15 protein-coding genes are annotated in these 19,249 nt (G+C 40.3%); 11 read left to right on the top strand and 4 right to left on the bottom strand.

Annotated features, from left to right (window positions below; all coding sequences use genetic code 11):
- Nucleotides 1-160 precede the first annotated feature (160 nt).
- The 7 genes from FTU13_RS02445 (at nucleotide 161) to FTU13_RS02415 (ending at nucleotide 8,573) form a co-directional block, all read left to right on the top strand.
- Complete coding sequence (locus FTU13_RS02445) at nucleotides 161-466, top strand: hypothetical protein (protein ID WP_180126215.1); 306 nt, start codon at nucleotides 161-163, stop codon at nucleotides 464-466.
- 263 nt (nucleotides 467-729) lie between these two features.
- Complete coding sequence (locus FTU13_RS02440; RefSeq protein WP_180126217.1) at nucleotides 730-1,323, top strand: LysE family translocator; 594 nt, start codon at nucleotides 730-732, stop codon at nucleotides 1,321-1,323.
- 112 nt (nucleotides 1,324-1,435) lie between these two features.
- Nucleotides 1,436-2,005 (top strand): dCTP deaminase, encoded by a 570-nt coding sequence (gene dcd / locus FTU13_RS02435; RefSeq protein WP_005008040.1) that lies wholly within the window; start codon nucleotides 1,436-1,438, stop codon nucleotides 2,003-2,005.
- A 244-nt stretch (nucleotides 2,006-2,249) separates the two neighbouring features.
- The gene (locus FTU13_RS02430) at nucleotides 2,250-4,310 is read left to right on the top strand and encodes a hypothetical protein (RefSeq protein WP_180126219.1); all 2,061 of its coding nucleotides are present in this window, start codon (nucleotides 2,250-2,252) and stop codon (nucleotides 4,308-4,310) included.
- Nucleotides 4,311-4,320: 10 nt separating this feature from the next.
- Nucleotides 4,321-5,010 (top strand): hypothetical protein, encoded by a 690-nt coding sequence (locus tag FTU13_RS02425; protein ID WP_067764582.1) that lies wholly within the window; start codon nucleotides 4,321-4,323, stop codon nucleotides 5,008-5,010.
- A gap of 30 nt (nucleotides 5,011-5,040) precedes the next feature.
- Complete coding sequence (locus tag FTU13_RS02420) at nucleotides 5,041-7,221, top strand: DUF6160 family protein (RefSeq protein WP_180126221.1); 2,181 nt, start codon at nucleotides 5,041-5,043, stop codon at nucleotides 7,219-7,221.
- Between the two features lie 50 nt (nucleotides 7,222-7,271).
- Nucleotides 7,272-8,573, top strand: a complete 1,302-nt coding sequence (locus tag FTU13_RS02415) for a hypothetical protein (RefSeq protein ID WP_180126223.1) — start codon at nucleotides 7,272-7,274, stop codon at nucleotides 8,571-8,573.
- Between the two features lie 62 nt (nucleotides 8,574-8,635).
- Here the strand turns inward: FTU13_RS02415 and FTU13_RS02410 are convergent, their stop codons facing one another.
- The 4 genes from FTU13_RS02410 to FTU13_RS02395 all read right to left on the bottom strand — a co-directional run bounded on the left by FTU13_RS02410 (nucleotide 8,636) and on the right by FTU13_RS02395 (nucleotide 15,316).
- Nucleotides 8,636-10,351 carry a proline--tRNA ligase gene (locus tag FTU13_RS02410; protein WP_180023163.1) on the bottom strand — a complete coding sequence of 572 codons (1,716 nt, stop codon included), beginning with the start codon at nucleotides 10,349-10,351 and terminating at the stop codon, nucleotides 8,636-8,638.
- Between the two features lie 96 nt (nucleotides 10,352-10,447).
- On the bottom strand, nucleotides 10,448-13,552 hold the full coding sequence (locus tag FTU13_RS02405) for an efflux RND transporter permease subunit (protein ID WP_180126225.1): 3,105 nt from the start codon (nucleotides 13,550-13,552) through the stop codon (nucleotides 10,448-10,450).
- Between the two features lie 23 nt (nucleotides 13,553-13,575).
- Entirely contained in the window at nucleotides 13,576-14,679 is a 1,104-nt protein-coding gene (locus FTU13_RS02400) for an efflux RND transporter periplasmic adaptor subunit (protein ID WP_180101814.1), read from the bottom strand.
- Nucleotides 14,680-14,725: 46 nt separating this feature from the next.
- Nucleotides 14,726-15,316: a hypothetical protein gene (locus FTU13_RS02395; protein WP_257226683.1), complete on the bottom strand. Its 591-nt coding sequence runs from the start codon at nucleotides 15,314-15,316 to the stop codon at nucleotides 14,726-14,728.
- Between the two features lie 346 nt (nucleotides 15,317-15,662).
- Between FTU13_RS02395 and pilG the strand changes: the two genes are divergently transcribed.
- From pilG to FTU13_RS02375, 4 genes are read left to right on the top strand one after another with little or no spacing between them, the layout of a single operon-like run.
- On the top strand, nucleotides 15,663-16,046 hold the full coding sequence (gene pilG, locus FTU13_RS02390; protein ID WP_078191060.1) for a twitching motility response regulator PilG: 384 nt from the start codon (nucleotides 15,663-15,665) through the stop codon (nucleotides 16,044-16,046).
- A gap of 28 nt (nucleotides 16,047-16,074) precedes the next feature.
- Nucleotides 16,075-16,443, top strand: a complete 369-nt coding sequence (locus FTU13_RS02385; protein WP_078191059.1) for a response regulator — start codon at nucleotides 16,075-16,077, stop codon at nucleotides 16,441-16,443.
- 6 nt (nucleotides 16,444-16,449) lie between these two features.
- Nucleotides 16,450-16,986, top strand: coding sequence for a chemotaxis protein CheW (locus FTU13_RS02380; RefSeq protein WP_180126228.1), 537 nt, complete (start codon nucleotides 16,450-16,452; stop codon nucleotides 16,984-16,986).
- A 44-nt stretch (nucleotides 16,987-17,030) separates the two neighbouring features.
- Nucleotides 17,031-19,106, top strand: a complete 2,076-nt coding sequence (locus tag FTU13_RS02375) for a methyl-accepting chemotaxis protein (protein ID WP_078192256.1) — start codon at nucleotides 17,031-17,033, stop codon at nucleotides 19,104-19,106.
- Nucleotides 19,107-19,249: the final 143 nt, after the last annotated feature.

The following is a 19,249-nucleotide window of genomic DNA, read 5'->3' as shown; positions in this document are numbered from 1 at the left end:
CTAGTGCCAGATTTTTTTTCTTAAAAAGGCCCATTTTGATTTTTTTATAGGCAGTTAGTTGCTGTGTTTACGCAATGTTAGATTGTATAAATATGTAACACTATATTTTAGCGCTTAATCACACTCATTAAATTATCTTGATAAATAATGAGTTAACCAAATGAAAACTTTAGTCAAATCTATCGTTCTTGCTGTGAGTACAACTGTGTTCGCTGCTTCTGCAATGGCAAATACAACGGCTCCTACGGCGAAACAGGTTGCGGGTCAAATTGCGCAACAAAAAATCGCTGCAAATTCAGATGTACAAAAAGCGGTAAAAGCAAAGTCTGAAGCTGAAGCGAAAGCGGCAAAAAAAGTCAGTGATCAAAAATCAAAATTGACTGCAAAAGAACTTAAAGCGAAAAAAGCAGCTGAAGCTAAAGCAGAGAAAGCTACAAAAGACTTGAAAAAAGCGATTGTGGGTTAATCACTGACCATTGATTTTTCAGTGCGCCTGACTTCGGTCAGGCTTTTTTTGTCAAAATGAAAAACAGCAGCGTTAAACATAAGACTTTTAGAGGATTTTGACTGCGCAGTTTTATAAATTTTACGCTGAAATATTTGCTTAATATTTTGATATTTAAACATAAAAATTAGTCATCACTAAAATTCATTAATCATCGTAAAATAAGTTTTTGCTAAGTCCAGCAAACTGAATTAATCTTCGCGGATTAAGTTTGAGGTCAAAGTATGATTTCATGGTTTTTTATTGGTGTAGTTATCAGTATTTTGTTAACACCGGGACCAACCAATACGTTACTCGCATCTTCGGGTATTCAAGTTGGGCTACGTAAATCATTCCGACTCATTCCAGCGGAAGCCTTTGGTTATCTTATTTCGATTAGCCTATGGGGTTTTCTCATTGGTAAAATTTCCGTACATCTCCCTTTACTGCCGACCATTCTGAAATTGTTTAGTGCCGGCTATATTCTATTTCTGGCTATGCGATTATGGCGTACAGCAACTGTCGCTGAAAATTTTAATCAAAAGGGCATTCGTGCACGCGAACTCTTTGTTGCGACTTTATTAAACCCCAAAGCATTATTATTCGCATCTGCGATTTTCCCTGCGTTGGCTTGGCAAAATGCGCAATATTATGTAGCTCACATGCTGATCTTTTTGCTGTTGATCGTTCCAATAGCATTCTTTTGGACCTTTCTTGGTTCAGTTTTGGCATCGAATAAAATTAGTTGGCTCAATCAAGCCAATCTACAACGAACAGCATCGCTAGTCTTGGTTAGTTTTTCGATTCCACTGAGTTATTCTGCGATTTTAAAACTCTAAATTGATTTGAAAATGACTAAATCCGCTTAGTTCGGCAAAGCTTATTTTCATTAAGTCGGATTTCAGTTAAAGTACCACGCAATAATTGATTTAAGTTTTTGGATAGAGATAAATGGCTATTAAGTCTGATCGTTGGATTCGCGAAATGAGCGAAAAACACGGCATGATTGAACCGTATGCAGAAAACCAAGTCCGTTATGATGAAAATGGCGAAAAGCTTATTTCGTATGGCGTGTCGAGCTATGGTTATGACGTGCGCTGTGCTCGTGAATTTAAAGTCTTTACCAATGTTCATTCAGCAATTGTTGACCCTAAAAACTTTGACGATAAAAGCTTTATTGATATCGAATCAGACGTTTGTATCATTCCGCCGAACTCGTTTGCACTGGCACGGACAGTCGAATATTTCCGTATTCCCCGTAATGTGTTAACCGTTTGTTTGGGTAAATCAACCTATGCGCGCTGCGGTATTATTGTCAATGTGACGCCTCTTGAACCAGAGTGGGAAGGTCACGTGACTTTAGAATTTTCGAATACAACCAACTTACCTGCACGTATATACGCGGGTGAAGGTGTCGCACAAATGTTGTTCTTCGAATCAGATGAAGTGTGTGAAACCTCTTATAAAGACCGTGGTGGTAAATACCAAGGTCAAACCGGTGTGACATTACCGAAAGCTTAATCCTTCGGATTGAGTTTAAAAAAGCGGGCGAATTAGCCCGCTTTTTTGTTGGGTCATTCATCGGAAAATAGACCATTCGGTGGGGAAGTTTTTGCAATTGAGTAATTATTCAGCATAATAAAAAGTTAAGTGACTGGTCTATCACAAGTCTCCATTTAAGGAATAAATGGACAATAACATCAAAGCCAGTTCTCAGGAATAAATATAAGAGAGATGCAGAGCATCTGATAAAAGGAAGGTCGAGATGACTCAATTCACCCAGGCTAAGTTATTCCGCCAGAGTTGCTTAGCAGCCGCAGTCAGCATGTTCGCTGCACCATCTGTTTATGCGCTTCAAGATTTATCAGATGAAGCACTTTCAGCCACAACGGGTGAAGGTGTTGCACTCACTTTAGAAAATTTCAAAATGGTCTTTCAAGGCCCAAATGACCGTTCTACAGCTTCTAGTTATGCGTCAGGTATGGTTGATCCAGGGAAAAGCGATACAGGTTTTATTCGGATTATTCCTACAGGTGAAAACTATGAACAATTAGGCCAGCGTGCTTACGATAAAATCTATAAAGCTGCATATGTTGATGCCTATCAGCAAGGCCGAGTTACGGGCTATAACGGTGTTTATGACTCCACTTTCTTAAGTTCTAAAAGCACCTATGAGACCAATAATGCTACACGTATTACCAATGAAACCATAGCAACATATTCAACAGAATATCGTGGCCGATTAGTACAGTCTTATCTTGAATCACCAACGATGAAGGCATATTACGATCAGCGTTATGCAGATTATTATGATGGTTCATCGGCTGGCTTATCTTTTGAAAACGATGGCACAACGAAAGAATCAATTACACCGTTCTTAAAAGAAAAGTCTCAAGCTGCCGCTTTAAAAAATACCTATGAGATGATTGAGTTACTATACGGTAACAATAGTACGGGTAACTTGCCAACCACTTCGACTTTTTATAAAAATTATGTCTCAGGAAAAATTACACGTTCAAATATTATAGATACAACAAAAAATGCTCAGTTGAATGCCAAAGCTGCAGAAACCCTCAATCAGTTGGCAACGGACTATGCCAAGCTTGAAGCTCAAAAGGCAAGCGATGCAGCATTAGCAACCGTGAAGAAAAATGCTGAAATTACAGCAAAACAAATTGCTTCGACTGCGACCGTATCGAGTCTCAGATCGAAAGCAGATGTATTTATATATGGCTTAGCCCTGTCCAATAGCAAAGATAAAAATGGAAAAAGTTCATTAGCAACGCGCTATACAGACCAAGGATTTAATTGGGGTACAGCAGAAAACCCATGGCTTTTCCATGCGGGGAATCAAGATGTTGAACAATTTGCGAAAGATAATAAGGGGAATGTTGGTTACTTAGCGATTGAGGCACCATTAAAGAAAATTGCGGCAGATGATGCATCTAACAACATCAAGCTTGGTTTGTGGATGGATGTATTTTCACGGTCTTTAAATTCAAGTAATGTCGTCGATCCGATTACAGGAGCGCCCACCAGTGGCTTAGATAAAGATTATCGATTACGGACTCAAGTTGTTGCGAATGGTCTGAGTTTTAATGGTTCACAAGTTCGAATTTTTCAAACCCTAAAATCAACAAATACCAACTATAACCAAACTTTAGGTTTAGCCAGTTTAATTCGTATTAATACCAATGATCGTGCTGAGTCACTGAGTATCAATGACGGTGATTTGGATGCTCGCGGTATGCGTATCAGTACAGCTGCACGCTCCGAACTGGATGATGGTACTGCAGCGACACCAGCGATGGATCGATCTGCAGCTCCAATCTTTCATGAAACTGAAGGTCTATATTTATATAGCCCAAATATCAATTTAGTTTTAGGAAATATGTATCAGCCCTTTATTGTGGGTTCAGAAGGTCGAAATATTATTCTGGAAGTAACTCGTATTCCAAATGTGCCTTCTATTTACAGTAAAATTTATACCTACTATACGGATATCCCGGGTAATACCACAGGTACATCGGGTTTAACCGCTGCTGACTTTAAAGGTTCAACCTGTAACGTCTATAGTTGTGGTACGGAGTTAAAAGCAAACTCTTCAGATGCGACAGCACTATATCAAGGGCGTAATGCAACACATAGTAGTATTGCAATCGGTACAGTAGAGCGCTTGCCTGGTAATCTGCTGAATGCAAAAAGTACGGATACGGCGACAGGTGTGGTCTTTAAAGGTGTCAATGGACAAAGCACGAATTTAGGATCTGTTGCCATAGATGGCGTATTGATTCAGCACTTAAAAATAAGAACAACAGGGCTGTAGGAGAAATTACATGTATAAAATTTTATGCGCTGTTGTTTGTGCTGCACTGACACAAACTCATGCAGGCTTAGTGTCTATGGATAATACCGAACTCACTGCTGCAACCGGTCAAGGCGGTGCTGATCTCAGTTGGACACTTTCATTAAACCATCAATACGCCAATGATATGTCAAAAAACAACATATCAATCATGGATGCGAATGGTAAAACGACTCAAGCTTTTTATGGATATCAATGTTCATCCAATGAATTTTGTCGCTTAGCACTTGCACCCAATAATCATGTGGATGCAAATGGTAATAAGAAATGGTTGGTGTTTAAACAGTTTCAAGGAACGTTACAGATCGATCAATTTTCACTAGATGGTGTGACGATTATCAATCGTGAAGGTAATCCACAAACGGCTATGCAGTTGACATTTTATGATGATAAGCCATTAAAAATTAGAAATTTAGGTTTTGCTACGTTGGCGGTGGAAACAGGGACGACAGGTAAGGAAGGTTATGAAAATACCAGTACTTATACGACCTATACCGAAAAGAAAGCTGATGGAACAACTTCAACTTTAGCAGTGCCTGATTTTGATCGTGGTTCAGAACAAGGATTTATGGGTGTTAATGTGCATGGCAACATGCACATGAGTGGAAAGTTAAACATCTTCAGTTTTAACTGCACTGGAAATGGTGCAGGTCGCTGTTAATCAGCTGTGACTGAATATAAGGATATTGTGATGAAAAAAATAGCAACTTTAACGGCACTCGCAACCAGTATTTTACTTGCTCAACATGCCTATGCTTTTGAAGCGATGACCGATGAAAGCTTGGGTGCAGTTACTGGCCAAGATGGTATTTCGATTACCCATGAAGTTTCTAGAGTCAAAGTTGATCAGTTAAATTGGGTTGACCCAACCGACCAAAATAAGATGAAAATGGGTTTGCACAATGTGCAAATAGATGGCGTTGGGCAAAGCACCATTACATCAAAATTAGATTTTGATGTCGGGACTACGGATGCTGGTGTAGGCATGCGTATAGCTGCGAGTGTCAGCCCATTTACGGCTGTTGCACAAAATATTATGTTGCTGTGTCAAGGTGCAACGTGCCAAACGCCTACACAAAATTTAGGTTCACTTACGATTGCAACATCTTCACCTTTAAAAGTATTACTTGAAACCAGCAATGGTCTATTTAACCGTAATGATACGGCGTATATGGAATTTCAATTGCAAAATGCCAGTATTAGTCATGGTATGAATGGACATAGCGTAACCTTAAAGGACTTTAACTTTAACTTTGCGGGTTCAGGTTATATGTATGTGGCTGCTGATGAAGGCATTGTTCTCACTACAAAATCTACAGGGAGCAAAGACCATACGGTCAATTTGGGGCGGGTCAAGGACACTTCAGATGTACATAGCTCACGTAGCGATGCCACAAACCCTGGCGTTAATATCGATCTACGCTACGGTACCGATGGTGGTGCACAGCGCAATTTAATTCGTATGGGAGCATCGGGTGCTGTTACTAATGCACGAGTTGCCTTAAATGCCAATCAAGAAGGAATTAAAGATTTTGGTCTAGCAACGAAGGCTTCTGGATATGAGTCCGTTGGTTCAGGTGGTTTACATTTAGGTGTGCGCGCGGATTTCACTTCAAAGGATGATCCTAGCCTTGTTGCAGGTCAAGCACCGACAACCTTAGAAATTGGCCATACGGGTATTGGTAGTTATGCCATTGAATTTTCTAATTTAACGTCTTTAGTTGCTGATAAAAATGCCTATATTGATTTTGGCGATATTTATATCAATACCATTCAAGCAAAAAGCCTTGATTTTCTGGTAAATGATAAATTAAAAGCAACATTAGGTTTAACCAATAATGTTTTAACCCAAAACTTGTCAAATCAAACGACGGGCGGAAATTTTGCACTAGTGGCGATTCGTGGTATGGATTTTCAGTCCATCGCGCGTACCGCACGATTTATTTCGGATAACTCAATTGCTGCAATTGCAAGTAATGACAACAGTTGGGGGATTGGTATCCCGATTTATAATATGAATGCCAACGTTGCATTATCAGAGAAAAAATACAGTTATAAAAATGCGGCTGAAAAATCAGGTATTGGCTATAACCTTGTGATGAGCACAGATGGTTATGGTGTTGATAAAAAAACAGGAACGCCAAGTACAACATCCATTATTTTGATTGATGGTAAAAAAGGTATTAATGGTCAAGAAGTCAATTATTATGCAGGCTTAAGAAACATCAATGCACTTATTCAATCTGATGGTGTGATTGGCTATGAAAATGATGGCATCTATGTACGTGCAGATAATTTATTGATTGCAGCCAATGCCGAGTTAGCGATTGGTCAACTGCCGGGTTCAACCTATAACTGTGCGACTACAGCTTCTGCCAAATGTGGGACTATAGTACCTTTAGATAATTTCTCTAAACGTGATGATGTGTTGACGAATATTGCGTTTAAACTTGATGGTAAAGGTGAGCTATTTATAGTACCGGGTCTAAATGACACTGCAGAAAATAATTATTTATCTTTCCGTGGAAGCTTTGAATTTAAAGCATTAACTGATGCTGAAAAGAAAGATCAAAAAGTTATGGGAAGCTATTTAAGTTTGATGAATGAAGATGTAAATGCCAGCGGTGTCGTTTCAGCTTCAAGTATCAATATTAATAAAATGCAGGGCGATCTAGGCTTTGATGCTCGAATTAAAATGAAACAAGATTCGGTAGAGTTTGATAATCAGGTAAAATTCAATCCAACCAATAATATGTCTAAAGCGTTTCGTGCAGAAGTTTCGATGTTAACGAATGGCAATATGCAAAAGATGGCGGATATTGCCCTAACCGGTGGAACAATGCGAAGTACGATGGGGATTACTCCACGCTAGTAAAATTAAATCAATAACAAATAAATAAAATAACGAACAGGGAATTTGTTATGAAAAAGAAGTTAATCAGAGGTTTGATATTCTCGACATTTGCGATGAGTAGCTTATCTCATGCAATGATGGCTTTAGATGATGAAAGCTTATCAAAAGTTGATGGTCAAGCTTTACTCTCCATGGAATATACGCAGGGGTATAATTCTGTGGATGAGAGTGGACAAGCCGTTGACCAATCCAAAGTTGGCTTTTATAAACTTGGTTTGGAAGCTGAAATGGAGCTCAATGCCAATATTAAAAAGCTCCAATTGGGTTGTGGTGGTGCAAATGGCTCAGGTGCTTGTGATATTGATATTGATCATATTTCACTGAGTGGCTTGCCTGCAAATAGCAATTATACGTCGGATGAACGTGCGGCAACTTCAGCTTTGCTGACCAATCCTTTTATCGAAATTGCAATTAAAGATCCGAAATCAGCGGCAACACGTGAAGTGATGGGCTTTCGTTTGAGCGCTGAAAAAATTTCTGGATTAATGACATTAGGTACAGAAAATAGCAATACACCCAATGGTATCAATACCTTTAGTGGTTATATGAAAACCAAAGCATCTGCGGGTGTTGCAACAACTGCCGAGCGTGTGATGGACTATGCTTCTACGCAGCAATATATTGAAGGAGCAGTTAAGGGGACATTATTTGGTGCAGAAGTTGATCTACCGCTTCACTACAAATCAGATAATTATTCCTTTAATTTAAAATCAACCACAGCTCCTTTTACGATTCCAGCTACTGTTGTAAGTGGTAATCGAATGACAGATGTACAGTTAAAGGGTACAGGAACTGTTGATCGTCTAGATTTTAGTGGTCCATTAGTAGCTCAAATCTCTCTACTCGGTTTAAACATTAATTTGAATAAAGATGTGACGGGGTATCTTACTGGGCTAAAAACCGATATTACGGTAAATCAAAGTTTAGGTTTGATTCACGCACTATATTTAAATAACCCTGCTTCGCTATCTTTACAAGCTCAAAAAATACTCTGGCCTGGTGCTGCAGTCGCAGCAGAAAGAGGGTGGTGGCTGGCGATGGAAGATGAAGTTGATTTGGGCAGTATTACACCATCAGATAAAGTGGCGATCACGGATGAAGTATTGAAACAAACGATCGCCGGAATTAACCATGACTTAAGTACCAATGTTCGTAACTGTGGAGATTTACTTTTTGGTTGTGTTGCAGGTTCGGCTTTGGATGTTAAAGAGATTAAAAACCCGTCATTAATTGATTTCCCATTAACCAATTTGAAACTTTCTGGACAGGAGTTTCGTTCTAACTGCTTCGGGGGGCTGAAATTCTGTTAAGGCTTAAAATATTTGACATAAAAAATCCCGCACCTAGCGGGATTTTTTATGTTTAGCGCAAATTATTTTGCAAGTTTCGCTAAAAGGTCTTCTTTACTTAAGTTGCTTGATTCTTCATCACGGCGACCTTTGTACTCAAATGTACCAGCATCCAAACCTTTCTCGCCAATGACAATACGGTGTGGAATACCTGTTAACTCGATATCAGAGAATTTAACACCCGGACGTTCATTACGATCATCAAGAAGCACATCATAACCAGCAGCAGTTAATTCTGCATACAGTGCTTCAGCAGCTTCCATTGTACGCGGTGACTTATGTGCATTCATGGGCACAATAGCAACTTCGAAAGGAGCAATTGCAGATGGCCAGATAATCCCTTTGTCATCGAAGTTTTGTTCAATTGCAGAAGCAACAACACGGGTTACACCAATACCGTAGCAACCCATAGTCACAACGAGAGGTTTGCCATCTTCACCTAAAACTTTACAGCCAAGCGCTTCAGAGTATTTTTGACCCAACTGGAAGATATGACCAACTTCGATACCACGTTTAATCAAGATTGTACCTCGACCATCTGGAGAAGGGTCACCTTCAACAACATTACGCAGGTCATAAACTTCGGTGTATTGTGCATCACGTTCCCAGTTTACACCTACAGCATGTTTATCAACTTGGTTTGCACCAGCAACAAAGTCTGAAAGTACAGACGCTGCACGGTCAACAATAACGGTAATGCCTTTTTCGGTTAAGCCTTGAGGGCCACAGAAACCAGCAGTTAAGCCTAAGTCAGCTAATTGTGCTTCAGTTGCAAAAGTTAATGGAGCAGCAATTAATGGGTGTTTTTCTGCTTTAATTTCATTCAGTTCATGGTCACCACGTAGGAATAAGGCAACCACTGGTGCAGCTTTACCTTCTTCAGCAACACCTTGAACCAATAATGCTTTGACAGATTGAGTAGGGTCTGATTTAAGGAATTCAGAAACCTCAGCAATGGTTTTTTGATTTGGTGTATCAACAATCTCAAGTGCTTTAGTCGGAGCAGCACGTTCACCTACTAATACTGCTTCCGCCATTTCTACGTTAGCAGCATAATCTGACTCTGTAGAGAATGCGATGTCATCTTCGCCGCTAGACGCAAGGACGTGGAATTCGTGTGAACCAGAACCACCAATTGAACCTGTATCCGCTTGAACTGGACGGAAATTTAAACCTAAACGCGTGAAAATCTTGCAGTAAGCTGCATACATCTTGTCATAGGTTTCTTGTAAAGAAGCTTGGTCAACATGGAAAGAATAGGCATCTTTCATGATGAATTCACGTGAACGCATCACACCGAAACGAGGGCGGATTTCGTCACGGAATTTGGTTTGTACTTGGTAGAAGTTTGCAGGCAATTGCTTATAACTTTTCAACTCATTGCGAGCAAGATCTGTAATCACTTCTTCATGTGTAGGGCCAAGTACAAAGTCATTGTTATGACGGTCTTTAAAACGTAAAAGTTCTGGACCATATTGTACGAAACGACCTGATTCTTCCCATAAAGATGCAGGTTGAGTGACAGGCATCAGGACTTGAAGTGAACCAGCACGATCCATCTCTTCGCGGATAATCGCTTCAACTTTATTTAATACGCGAACGCCCATCGGCAGCCAAGTGTATAAACCTGAAGCCAATTTACGAATCATCCCGGCACGAAGCATAAGCTGATGTGAAATAACTTCAGCATCGTTTGGGGTTTCTCTTAACGTTGCAAATAAAAAGCGACTCGCGCGCATGGAAACTGTCCTAAATAATTAAGCGTTAAAGTGGAGAGTATACAATAAAAAATGAGGTGAACATTTTCCAAAGTCACCTCATTTTAGATTTTGTCATTATGACATGATTTTTTGGGCCTGACGTGCAAGGAAGTTTCGGAAATCATCCAAATAGGTAAAAATCACCGGCACAACCACAAGTGTTAGTAGGGTAGAGGTAATCACCCCGCCAATCACGGCATGTGCCATTGGTGCACTTTGTTCACCGCCTTCACCTAAACCAAGTGCAAGCGGAACCATACCCATCACCATTGCACTGGTAGTCATTAAAATGGGACGTAAACGGGTTTTACCTGCTTCAATAATCGCTTCATAACGATCTACACCATGATCCATGGCTTTTTTAATAAAGTCGATGAGTAGAATTGCGTTCTTTGTCACCAAGCCCATGAGCATAATAATCCCGATAATGGAAAAGAGGTTCATGGTTGAATTAAATAAGAATAGGGCTAAGAAAACCCCAATCAATGATAAGGGCAATGAAGCCATAATGGCTGCAGGGTGAATGAAGCTATTAAATTGTGAACCCAAAACAATATAAATAAATACAATAGAGAGGGTAATCGCTGTCATTGCATAACCCGCAGACTCAGCCATATCTTTATTGGCACCTTGCGTGACAAAACTATAACCTGGTGGCAAGTCGAAGTTTTTCTCTATCTCATTGATTTCGGCACCAATATCACCCGCAGGACGTCCTGCTGTGTTGGCTTCAACCATCACTTCACGTGCCAGATCACGACGGTTAATTTGTGAAGCACCAAGTGTTTCTTCAAAGCTTGCCACACTTGCCAATGGAACTAAAATAGGTAAGCCTGCAGCATCGGTTTTTTGTGATGTGATGTACATGCTTTGAATGTCAGTTGGCAGTCGACGCTGATCTTCAGTGAGTCTTAAATTTACATCATAGGTTTCGCCTTTATCATCCTTCCACGTTGTTACATTATCCCCCGCAAGAAGAGGGCGTAATACATTGGCGATTTGATTGACGGATAAACCTAAATCACTGGCTAAAACGCGATTGATATGTACACCTAAGGTCGGTTTAGGTTCTTTGAGTGAGCTTTCTAAGTCGACAATACCGTCGACTTTCGAAATTTCTTTCATGAAGCGGTCAGAAATGCGTTGTAACTCATCTAAGTCTGGTCCTTTAATCGAGATCATTACCGGCTTTTGGCCGCCCGATACTGTTTCATCGGCTGAGGCAATCGAGGTAATAGTAATACCTGCTATATGTTTTAAGCGGGTACGGAATTCATTGTTGAGATCTGTTAGGGTTTGACTACGCTCCGTACGTGGTGAAACAGTGACACGAATGCTAGCATGGTTTTTACCCCGATCAGTGGCACTATTAATTGCACCATAAGTGGCTTTGACTTCTGGATGTTGGCGAATGATACGATCAACTTGCTTAAGCTTAGCCTGCGAATATTCAAGGGTTGCATCAACTGGTGTTTCAAATTTGATCCGAATTTCACCTTTGTCTGGTACGGGTACAAATTCAGTTCCGATCAGTTTGGATAAAGCTAATGCGCCAAATAAAGACGCGACGGCGATTAAAAGGGTAATGAGCCTAAATTTTAAAGCAAGCTTGAGTAATTTTTCATAATGATGGCTTAGGTTGTCGAGCTTGCCCGAAATCCAGTTAAAAAAACGTTTGATTTTACCCGGCTTTTTATTTGGATCTTGGCGCTCTGCCCAGTGAGCAGACAACATGGGGTCAAGGGTGAAACTCACAAACATTGAAATCAGTACAGCGGTACTGACGGTTACACCAAATTGATAGAAGAAACGCCCAATAATGCCGCCCATAAATGCCACAGGTAAAAATACCGCGACAATGGTCAATGTTGTGGCCAATACGGCTAAACCAATTTCTTTTGTGCCGTCGAGTGCAGCGGTGACGTGGTCCTTGCCCATATCGGCATGGCGGACAATATTTTCGCGTACTACAATGGCATCATCAATGAGTAGACCGATACTTAGTGAGAGAGCCAGTAGGGTCATCATATTGATGGTAAAACCAAAAATCCAAACAAAGGTGAGGGTACCTAGTAGCGAAATCGGTAGGGTTAAACCTGTAATGGCTGTCGAACGAAATGAGCCGAGAAATAACAATACAATGAGTACCGCAAGTACTGCACCTTCAATAATCGTACGTGCCACGTCTTTAATGCTGCCACGAATACCTTTTGAAGAATCAACCACAATTTCTGCGGTCGTGCCTTTTGGCAATTGCTGTTGGATTTTACTTAAGGTTTTACGGGTATTATCAACCACCTCAATTACATTAGAGTCCGAACTTCTCAGAATGTCGACAGCGACGGCTGTTTTACCATTCAGATAAGCACTCGACTCCATTTCAGCTTGGCTATCTTCTATCTCGGCAATTTGTTTGAGATAAATCGGCGCGCCATTTTTATTGGCAACCACTAAATCACCGAATGAGTTTGGGTGAATAACCCGAGATTTAATTTCGACCACCAATTCTGAGTTCTTTTGTTTTAAAGTTCCTCCTGGAACTTCAATATTTTCAGATTTTAGGGTGTTTATAACTTGATCGATCCCAATCCCGAAACTTTGTAATTTTTGCGGATTTACTTGTATTCGAATTTGACGCTGCGCATCACCCAATAAATTGACCGTACCGACACCGGGAACCGTTCTAAGCTGTGGCACAATCCGTTGATTCAGATAGGAACTCAAATCACGTAAAGACATGTCCTTCGATTCAAAAACAATCGACATAATTGCACTGGCAGTAGGGTCATAACGTTCTACAATCGGGTCATCAATTTCATCACGAAATTGTGCGGTTACTGGTGCAATTTTATCTCGAATATCCTGTGCAGCTACAGAGGACGAGACATCTAGATTAAATTCGACAATGACCGTGGATAAACCTTCACTGGACTGTGAAATGACTTGCTTGAGGCCTGAAATGGTATTGATCTGATCTTCAAGTTTCTTGGTGATTTCAGATTCGACAGACTCAGGAGAAGCACCCGGATAGTTGGTGTAGACAACAACAAAAGGGAAGTCGACATCAGGAAACTCTTCAACACCCATACGTTGCCAAGAAGCGAGTCCTAGCACCATCAGACAGAACATCATCATGATGGTGAAAACAGGATATTTCACACTAATTCGGGTTAACCACATAACAACTGTCCTGCCTTATTCTTTTAATTTTGGCTGATACTTACATCTTGTTTGATATCTGAATCATTAAATTTAATTCGGCTGATCAGATCGCTATTTTGTAAGCCCTGAACAATCGCGGTGTTATTGCTATAACTCTGATTCAAAATTTGTACTGGTACTTTGGTAATTTTATTTTGACGAATGACCCAGACATAAGGTTGGTCTTTTAGACTTTGGATGGTATCGAGTGGAATTTTTTGGCCTGAAATATTATCTGTACCTAAGATGTGACCTTCGACAAAAGCACCAATACTTAATGACGTAATGGTTTCATTTGGGGCTGCAAAAAATTCAATTTGACGACTGGCTTGATCGGCAATCGGTGAAATTCGGCTGATTTGTGCTGTGAGTAAATTGCTATTACCTTGGATGCTATATTCAATCTTTTGTCCAATTTTCAGTGCAGCTTGCTGATCACTTGGTAATTTGGCTTGAATTTCTAATTGGTCTGGATTGACGATTTCAAAAAGGGTTTGTCCGGCAGCAACTGTTTGTCCCGGTTCAACATCACGTTTGGTAATCACGCCTTGGATAGGGCTATAAATGGTACCATCTTGATTGGCTTTACGTGCAATATCGACATTGGCTTGTTGAGCGCGAACATTTTCCATTTGAGCTTGGTAATCGACACGACTTTGTTCAAACTCTACTTTGGAAATAAAGCCTTGATTCAGCAAACGCTGTTTACGTTCCATCATCAGTTTGGCTTGATTGGCTTGAGCTTGCGTTGATGCAAGGTTTGCTTGAGATTGAGCAAGACGTGCGGCATTGTCTTGATTATTTAAACGCACCAACACTTGGCCTTTGCTGACACGTTGTCCGACTTCTGCATTAACATTGGTTGCAGTCGCAGTGACTTGGGCTTGAATACTGCTCTGATTGACCGCCCGAATGGTACCTGTAAAGGCTGTTTTTGAAATGGCGTTGCCTTGTTCGATCGTGACCAGATCTTGTTGAATCAATTCAATCTTATTTTCTGGTTTAACACTTTGCTGCGGATCTTCTTTTTGACATGCAGCCAAAGTCAGGCTTATGCAAAGCAGGCTAAGCTTTAAAAATGGGGATGATTGCTGTGCAGAGTGCATAATGGTCCTTATATCAGCGGTCTACAAAAGCAATTGAATAACAAGTTTATTCCATCGCTTTTAAACGCGTAATAATTCTGTCGTATTCAGCTTCTGTATTTCGATAGCGAGTTTGTAACGATTGAATGTATTCTTTTTTCGCTACCATATTTTTTTGATTATTATCCAACATTGTTTTTAATTTTGCCGGAACGGTTTCACCTTTTCGAAAATGTTCACGTTCTTGGCGAACAAATAATACACGATCATTTTGTAATTGTTTTAATTGTTCTTGTTCAAACACGATCTGTTTACGTATACCAGTCAGTGCATCACGCTTTTTGATGGCTGCAGTTCGGCTATTGGTATAGGCTTTTTTAAGTTTGATATCTGACGCTTGCTGACGTGCTTGGGCAGCACGCTGAGGAGCTTGTCTAATGTCAGCTTCAGCATTGTAGGGGCGGTTACGTTTAATCACTTGCATATTTTGATCAAGTGCTTCATAACCATAGCGGATGTGATTTGGTGTCACATTGGTACTGATGTTTGCTACACCTTTACTGTCATAGTAACGATACCAACTCGCCTTTTGTGGTTGCTGCGAATTGGTTGGTGCAGCAAATAAAAGCGGGGTATAAGCTAGTAAACAAGTCGTCAGGATGACTTTTTTTGAGAAATGTTTAAGGCCAATCAAGTGAATTTTTTTTGTAAGCGGACTCAACCTTGTACTCCCCAGTTTAAAGTTGACTAAATTACTTATTTTAAAGTAATAATCTTGCTATAATATGCTTAATTAAGACAATTAAATACTATTCCAAGTTAAAAAAAAATCGTTGGTCATCGGAAAGTGTGAAGCAGTTAATAAAAACAAGAAATCTTGTGTGTTTGCGCAGAAAATGTTCATTGAAAACGCAAGTAAAGATATGTTAAAAATGTTCACAACTTGTAAATAATAATGCTGCTAACTTAATTGTTTGTACATCCTCAATGGGTAGGGTCAATAAATGGACGATAAATTCCAAAATCTAAAAGTCATGGTAATTGATGATTCAAAAACCATTCGTCGTACGGCCGAAACGCTGCTTCAGCGTGAAGGATGTGAAGTAGTCACTGCTGTAGATGGTTTTGAAGCACTTTCAAAAATTGCAGATGCGAATCCAGATATCGTATTTGTCGATATAATGATGCCACGTCTAGATGGCTATCAAACTTGTGCCCTGATTAAAAACTCTCAAAATTATCAAAATATTCCTGTGATTATGCTTTCAAGTAAAGATGGTTTATTTGATCAGGCGAAGGGTCGTGTTGTAGGTTCTGATGAATACTTGACTAAGCCATTCAGTAAAGATGAATTGCTGAATGCAATCCGTAATCACGTTACAGCTTAATTAGATTTTTTATTTTTGGGGAAAAAGCATGGCACGTATCCTAATCGTTGATGATTCACCAACAGAAACATTCCGTTTTAAAGAAATTTTAGGTAAACACGGTTTTGAAGTGATTGAAGCTTCAAATGGGGCAGACGGGGTGACAATGGCTCAAGCTGAGTTACCTGATTTGGTCTTAATGGATGTGGTAATGCCGGGTGTGAATGGATTCCAAGCAACACGTCAAATTGCACGTGGTGCGACCACCAAACATATCCCGATTGTCATTGTAAGTACCAAAGATCAGGCAACTGACCGTGTTTGGGGTAAACGCCAAGGTGCTTCTGATTATCTAACTAAACCTGTAGACGAAAAACAATTAATTGATGTGATTAAGCAACACCTCAATGCAGGATAAAGCTCTATGGCAGCAAATGGATTTATCGAATTACTTCGAATCGCAAAACGAGGAAACAAAAACTACGTTTCCACTGAAAATGAAGTAAACCGATGGTCAGGCATTGCTTTTGAGATGATGGGGCAATATTACGTTGCTCCTTTAGGTGAAGTATCTGAAGTGATCTACCCACCAAAATATACGCCAGTTCCCAATACCCAACCTTGGGTGATGGGATTAGCCAATATTCGGGGACGCTTACTTTCTTTGTCTGACCTAGCACAATATATAACCGGTCATCGAAGTAGTTTTTCACCCACTCAAAAAGTTTTATGTATTAGTCATAATGACCATTATGTCGGTTTGGTAGTCGATCAAGTTTTGGGTATTCAACACTTTAATAAGAAAAGTTATTTTTCTAAACATAATGAGTTGGATCGAAATTTGCAGGAATATTGTCAGGGGTATTTCCACCAGCATAACCAGCAGTGGAATGTATTTCTCTTCAGTCGTTTACTGCAAAATCCAAAATACATGAACGCATCTATAAAATTTATAAATTAATTGTCGCGCACGAACGAAAGAAGGCGTAATCGGGGAGAAGCTGAATGGGCTTTAAACTTAAAAAGAAAAATACGGGTGAAAGCACCAGTGGTCGTAAAGGCGGTAATGCTTTTCTGGCAAAACTGCAATCACAGACAGATCAATTATCTCGAGTTTTTGGTGATAGTGAAAAATCCAAACCATTTATTTATGGTGCGATTGGTTCATTAGTACTGGCAACGATTATTTTATTATACCTATTCTATAGCGTTCCTCGCGGTAACCAATTAACGCAAAGTTTGGGTGAACTCCGTCTTCTTTCGCAAACAATTTCGCGTCAAGCAACTGAGGCAACAGCATCAGGTACTGAAGATGCAATGAAAAAATTAATTGCCTCTCAAGATTCGTTCAAAGAAAACTTAGAAACTGTAAAAGACATTCATGCAAATACAGATGCGCTGAAATCTGTAGATACGCAGTGGGCTGAAGTTTCAAAAAGTATTGACTTGATTACTTCGCAACAAAAAATCATTAATAAATTATATGACACGAACATCGCGATTGGTGAAACCATTCCGGGGATTCAGGCGGAATATAACTTGATGGTCGACCAAATGGCACGTCAAGACATGCCTTCGAACCAGGTGGTGATTGCGAAAAACCAGGTATTCATTGCTGAACGTATTTTACGTTCGATCAGCTCGGTGCTTTCCGGTTCTGATAGTTCACGTGAGTCTGCAGATGACTTCAGTGCCGATACTGAAACCTTCGGTTTGTACTTAAATGCCCAATTGGATGGTAGTACAGAGCTTGGTGTACAACGTATTGAAAGCCCTGAATTACGTGAGTCACTTGAAGGTATTAAAGCTGAATATGACGATGTATTAAAATCAGCGGCTGCGACAATTTTGAAAAACTCAACGCAAATTGTGAACGTACGTAAAGCATCTTCACAAATTTTTGCTGAGTCAGACAAATTATTGGACAACTTAAATCAATTGTCTTCTAGCACAGGCTTGAAAACCATTTTACCTGCGGTACTGTTGATTCTTGCTTTAACAGCCTTCTTGATCTGTGTGTTCAAACTTCTTTCTTTACGTGGTCAATCGGATAAATTCCGTGTAACCCGTCTTCAAGAAGAATATGACCGTAACCAGAACGCGATTTTACGTTTACTCGATGAAATTGCCGATCTTGCAGACGGTGACTTACGTTCGTATGCGACGGTATCTGAAGACTTTACGGGTGCGATTGCCGACTCGATTAACTTCGCAATCGACCAATTACGTGACCTTGTATCGCGTATTACAGAAACTTCTCAAGAAGTTGCGCAATATACCGCGAATACGCAGGGTATTACCAACCAGCTTGCAGAAGCATCTGAACATCAGGCGCAAGAAATTGCTGGTGCATCTGCCGCGATTAACGAAATGGCAATGTCGATTGACCAAGTATCTTCGAACGCTGAAGAATCAGCTGTCGTAGCAGAACGTTCTGTACAAATTGCTGCAAACGGTGCAGATGTCGTAAACCGTTCAATTGAAGGTATGGACACGATTCGTGAACAGATTCAGGAAACCTCAAAACGTATTAAACGTTTGGGTGAGTCTTCTCAAGAGATTGGTAACATTGTCGCACTGATTAACGATATTGCCGACCAAACAAACATCTTGGCATTAAACGCAGCAATTCAGGCGTCAATGGCGGGGGAAGCAGGTCGTGGTTTTGCCGTGGTAGCAGATGAGGTACAGCGTCTTGCGGAACGTTCAGCGTCTGCAACCAAACAGATTGAAGGCTTGGTAAAAACCATTCAAACGGATACCAACGAAGCCGTAATTTCAATGGAACAAACGACTTCGGAAGTTGTACGTGGTGCGAACTTGTCTAAGGATGCCGGCGTAGCACTGGATGAAATTCAGTCTGTATCGGGTAACTTGGCGAAACTGATTGCAAACATTTCGGATGCTGCAAAACTTCAGTCTGCTTCTGCAGGTCATATTGCGACAACGATGAACGTTGTACAAGAAATTACCTCGCAAACTACCAGTGCAACATTTGATACTGCACGTTCGGTATCTGAATTGGCGAATATGGCTGAATCATTACGTGAATCTGTATCTGACTTTAAACTCCCAGAGTAAGTCAGGCGCAAACCTGTAGTACCTTAGCTGCGGCTAGGGTACTGCACCGATTACAGATAACACATCGATAAGGTGAACTTAACGTCACAGTTAAGTCTTAGGTGATGGTTACAATTAAGTTTGAGCAACCTTCTTGGTGGCAA

Origin of the sequence: Acinetobacter sp. YH12064 (genome assembly GCF_013419735.1) — a bacterium.
GTDB classification, from domain to species: domain Bacteria; phylum Pseudomonadota; class Gammaproteobacteria; order Pseudomonadales; family Moraxellaceae; genus Acinetobacter; species Acinetobacter amyesii.
The sequence above is the reverse complement of the archived record's forward strand: the minus strand, read 5'-3'. Positions and strand labels throughout refer to the sequence as shown.

Bases quoted from the DNA above. Each gene is read 5' to 3' on its own strand.
- FTU13_RS02440 (WP_180126217.1), top strand. From the start codon at position 730: ATGATTTCATGGTTTTTTATTGGTGTAGTTATCAGTATTTTGTTAACA.
- FTU13_RS02445 (WP_180126215.1), top strand. From the start codon at position 161: ATGAAAACTTTAGTCAAATCTATCGTTCTTGCTGTGAGTACAACTGTG.
- FTU13_RS02400 (WP_180101814.1), bottom strand. From the start codon at position 14,679: ATGCACTCTGCACAGCAATCATCCCCATTTTTAAAGCTTAGCCTGCTT.
- FTU13_RS02415 (WP_180126223.1), top strand. From the start codon at position 7,272: ATGAAAAAGAAGTTAATCAGAGGTTTGATATTCTCGACATTTGCGATG.
- FTU13_RS02425 (WP_067764582.1), top strand. From the start codon at position 4,321: ATGTATAAAATTTTATGCGCTGTTGTTTGTGCTGCACTGACACAAACT.
- FTU13_RS02420 (WP_180126221.1), top strand. From the start codon at position 5,041: ATGAAAAAAATAGCAACTTTAACGGCACTCGCAACCAGTATTTTACTT.
- pilG (WP_078191060.1), top strand. From the start codon at position 15,663: ATGGACGATAAATTCCAAAATCTAAAAGTCATGGTAATTGATGATTCA.
- FTU13_RS02385 (WP_078191059.1), top strand. From the start codon at position 16,075: ATGGCACGTATCCTAATCGTTGATGATTCACCAACAGAAACATTCCGT.
- FTU13_RS02410 (WP_180023163.1), bottom strand. From the start codon at position 10,351: ATGCGCGCGAGTCGCTTTTTATTTGCAACGTTAAGAGAAACCCCAAAC.
- FTU13_RS02375 (WP_078192256.1), top strand. From the start codon at position 17,031: ATGGGCTTTAAACTTAAAAAGAAAAATACGGGTGAAAGCACCAGTGGT.
- FTU13_RS02430 (WP_180126219.1), top strand. From the start codon at position 2,250: ATGACTCAATTCACCCAGGCTAAGTTATTCCGCCAGAGTTGCTTAGCA.
- FTU13_RS02380 (WP_180126228.1), top strand. From the start codon at position 16,450: ATGGCAGCAAATGGATTTATCGAATTACTTCGAATCGCAAAACGAGGA.
- dcd (WP_005008040.1), top strand. From the start codon at position 1,436: ATGGCTATTAAGTCTGATCGTTGGATTCGCGAAATGAGCGAAAAACAC.
- FTU13_RS02405 (WP_180126225.1), bottom strand. From the start codon at position 13,552: ATGTGGTTAACCCGAATTAGTGTGAAATATCCTGTTTTCACCATCATG.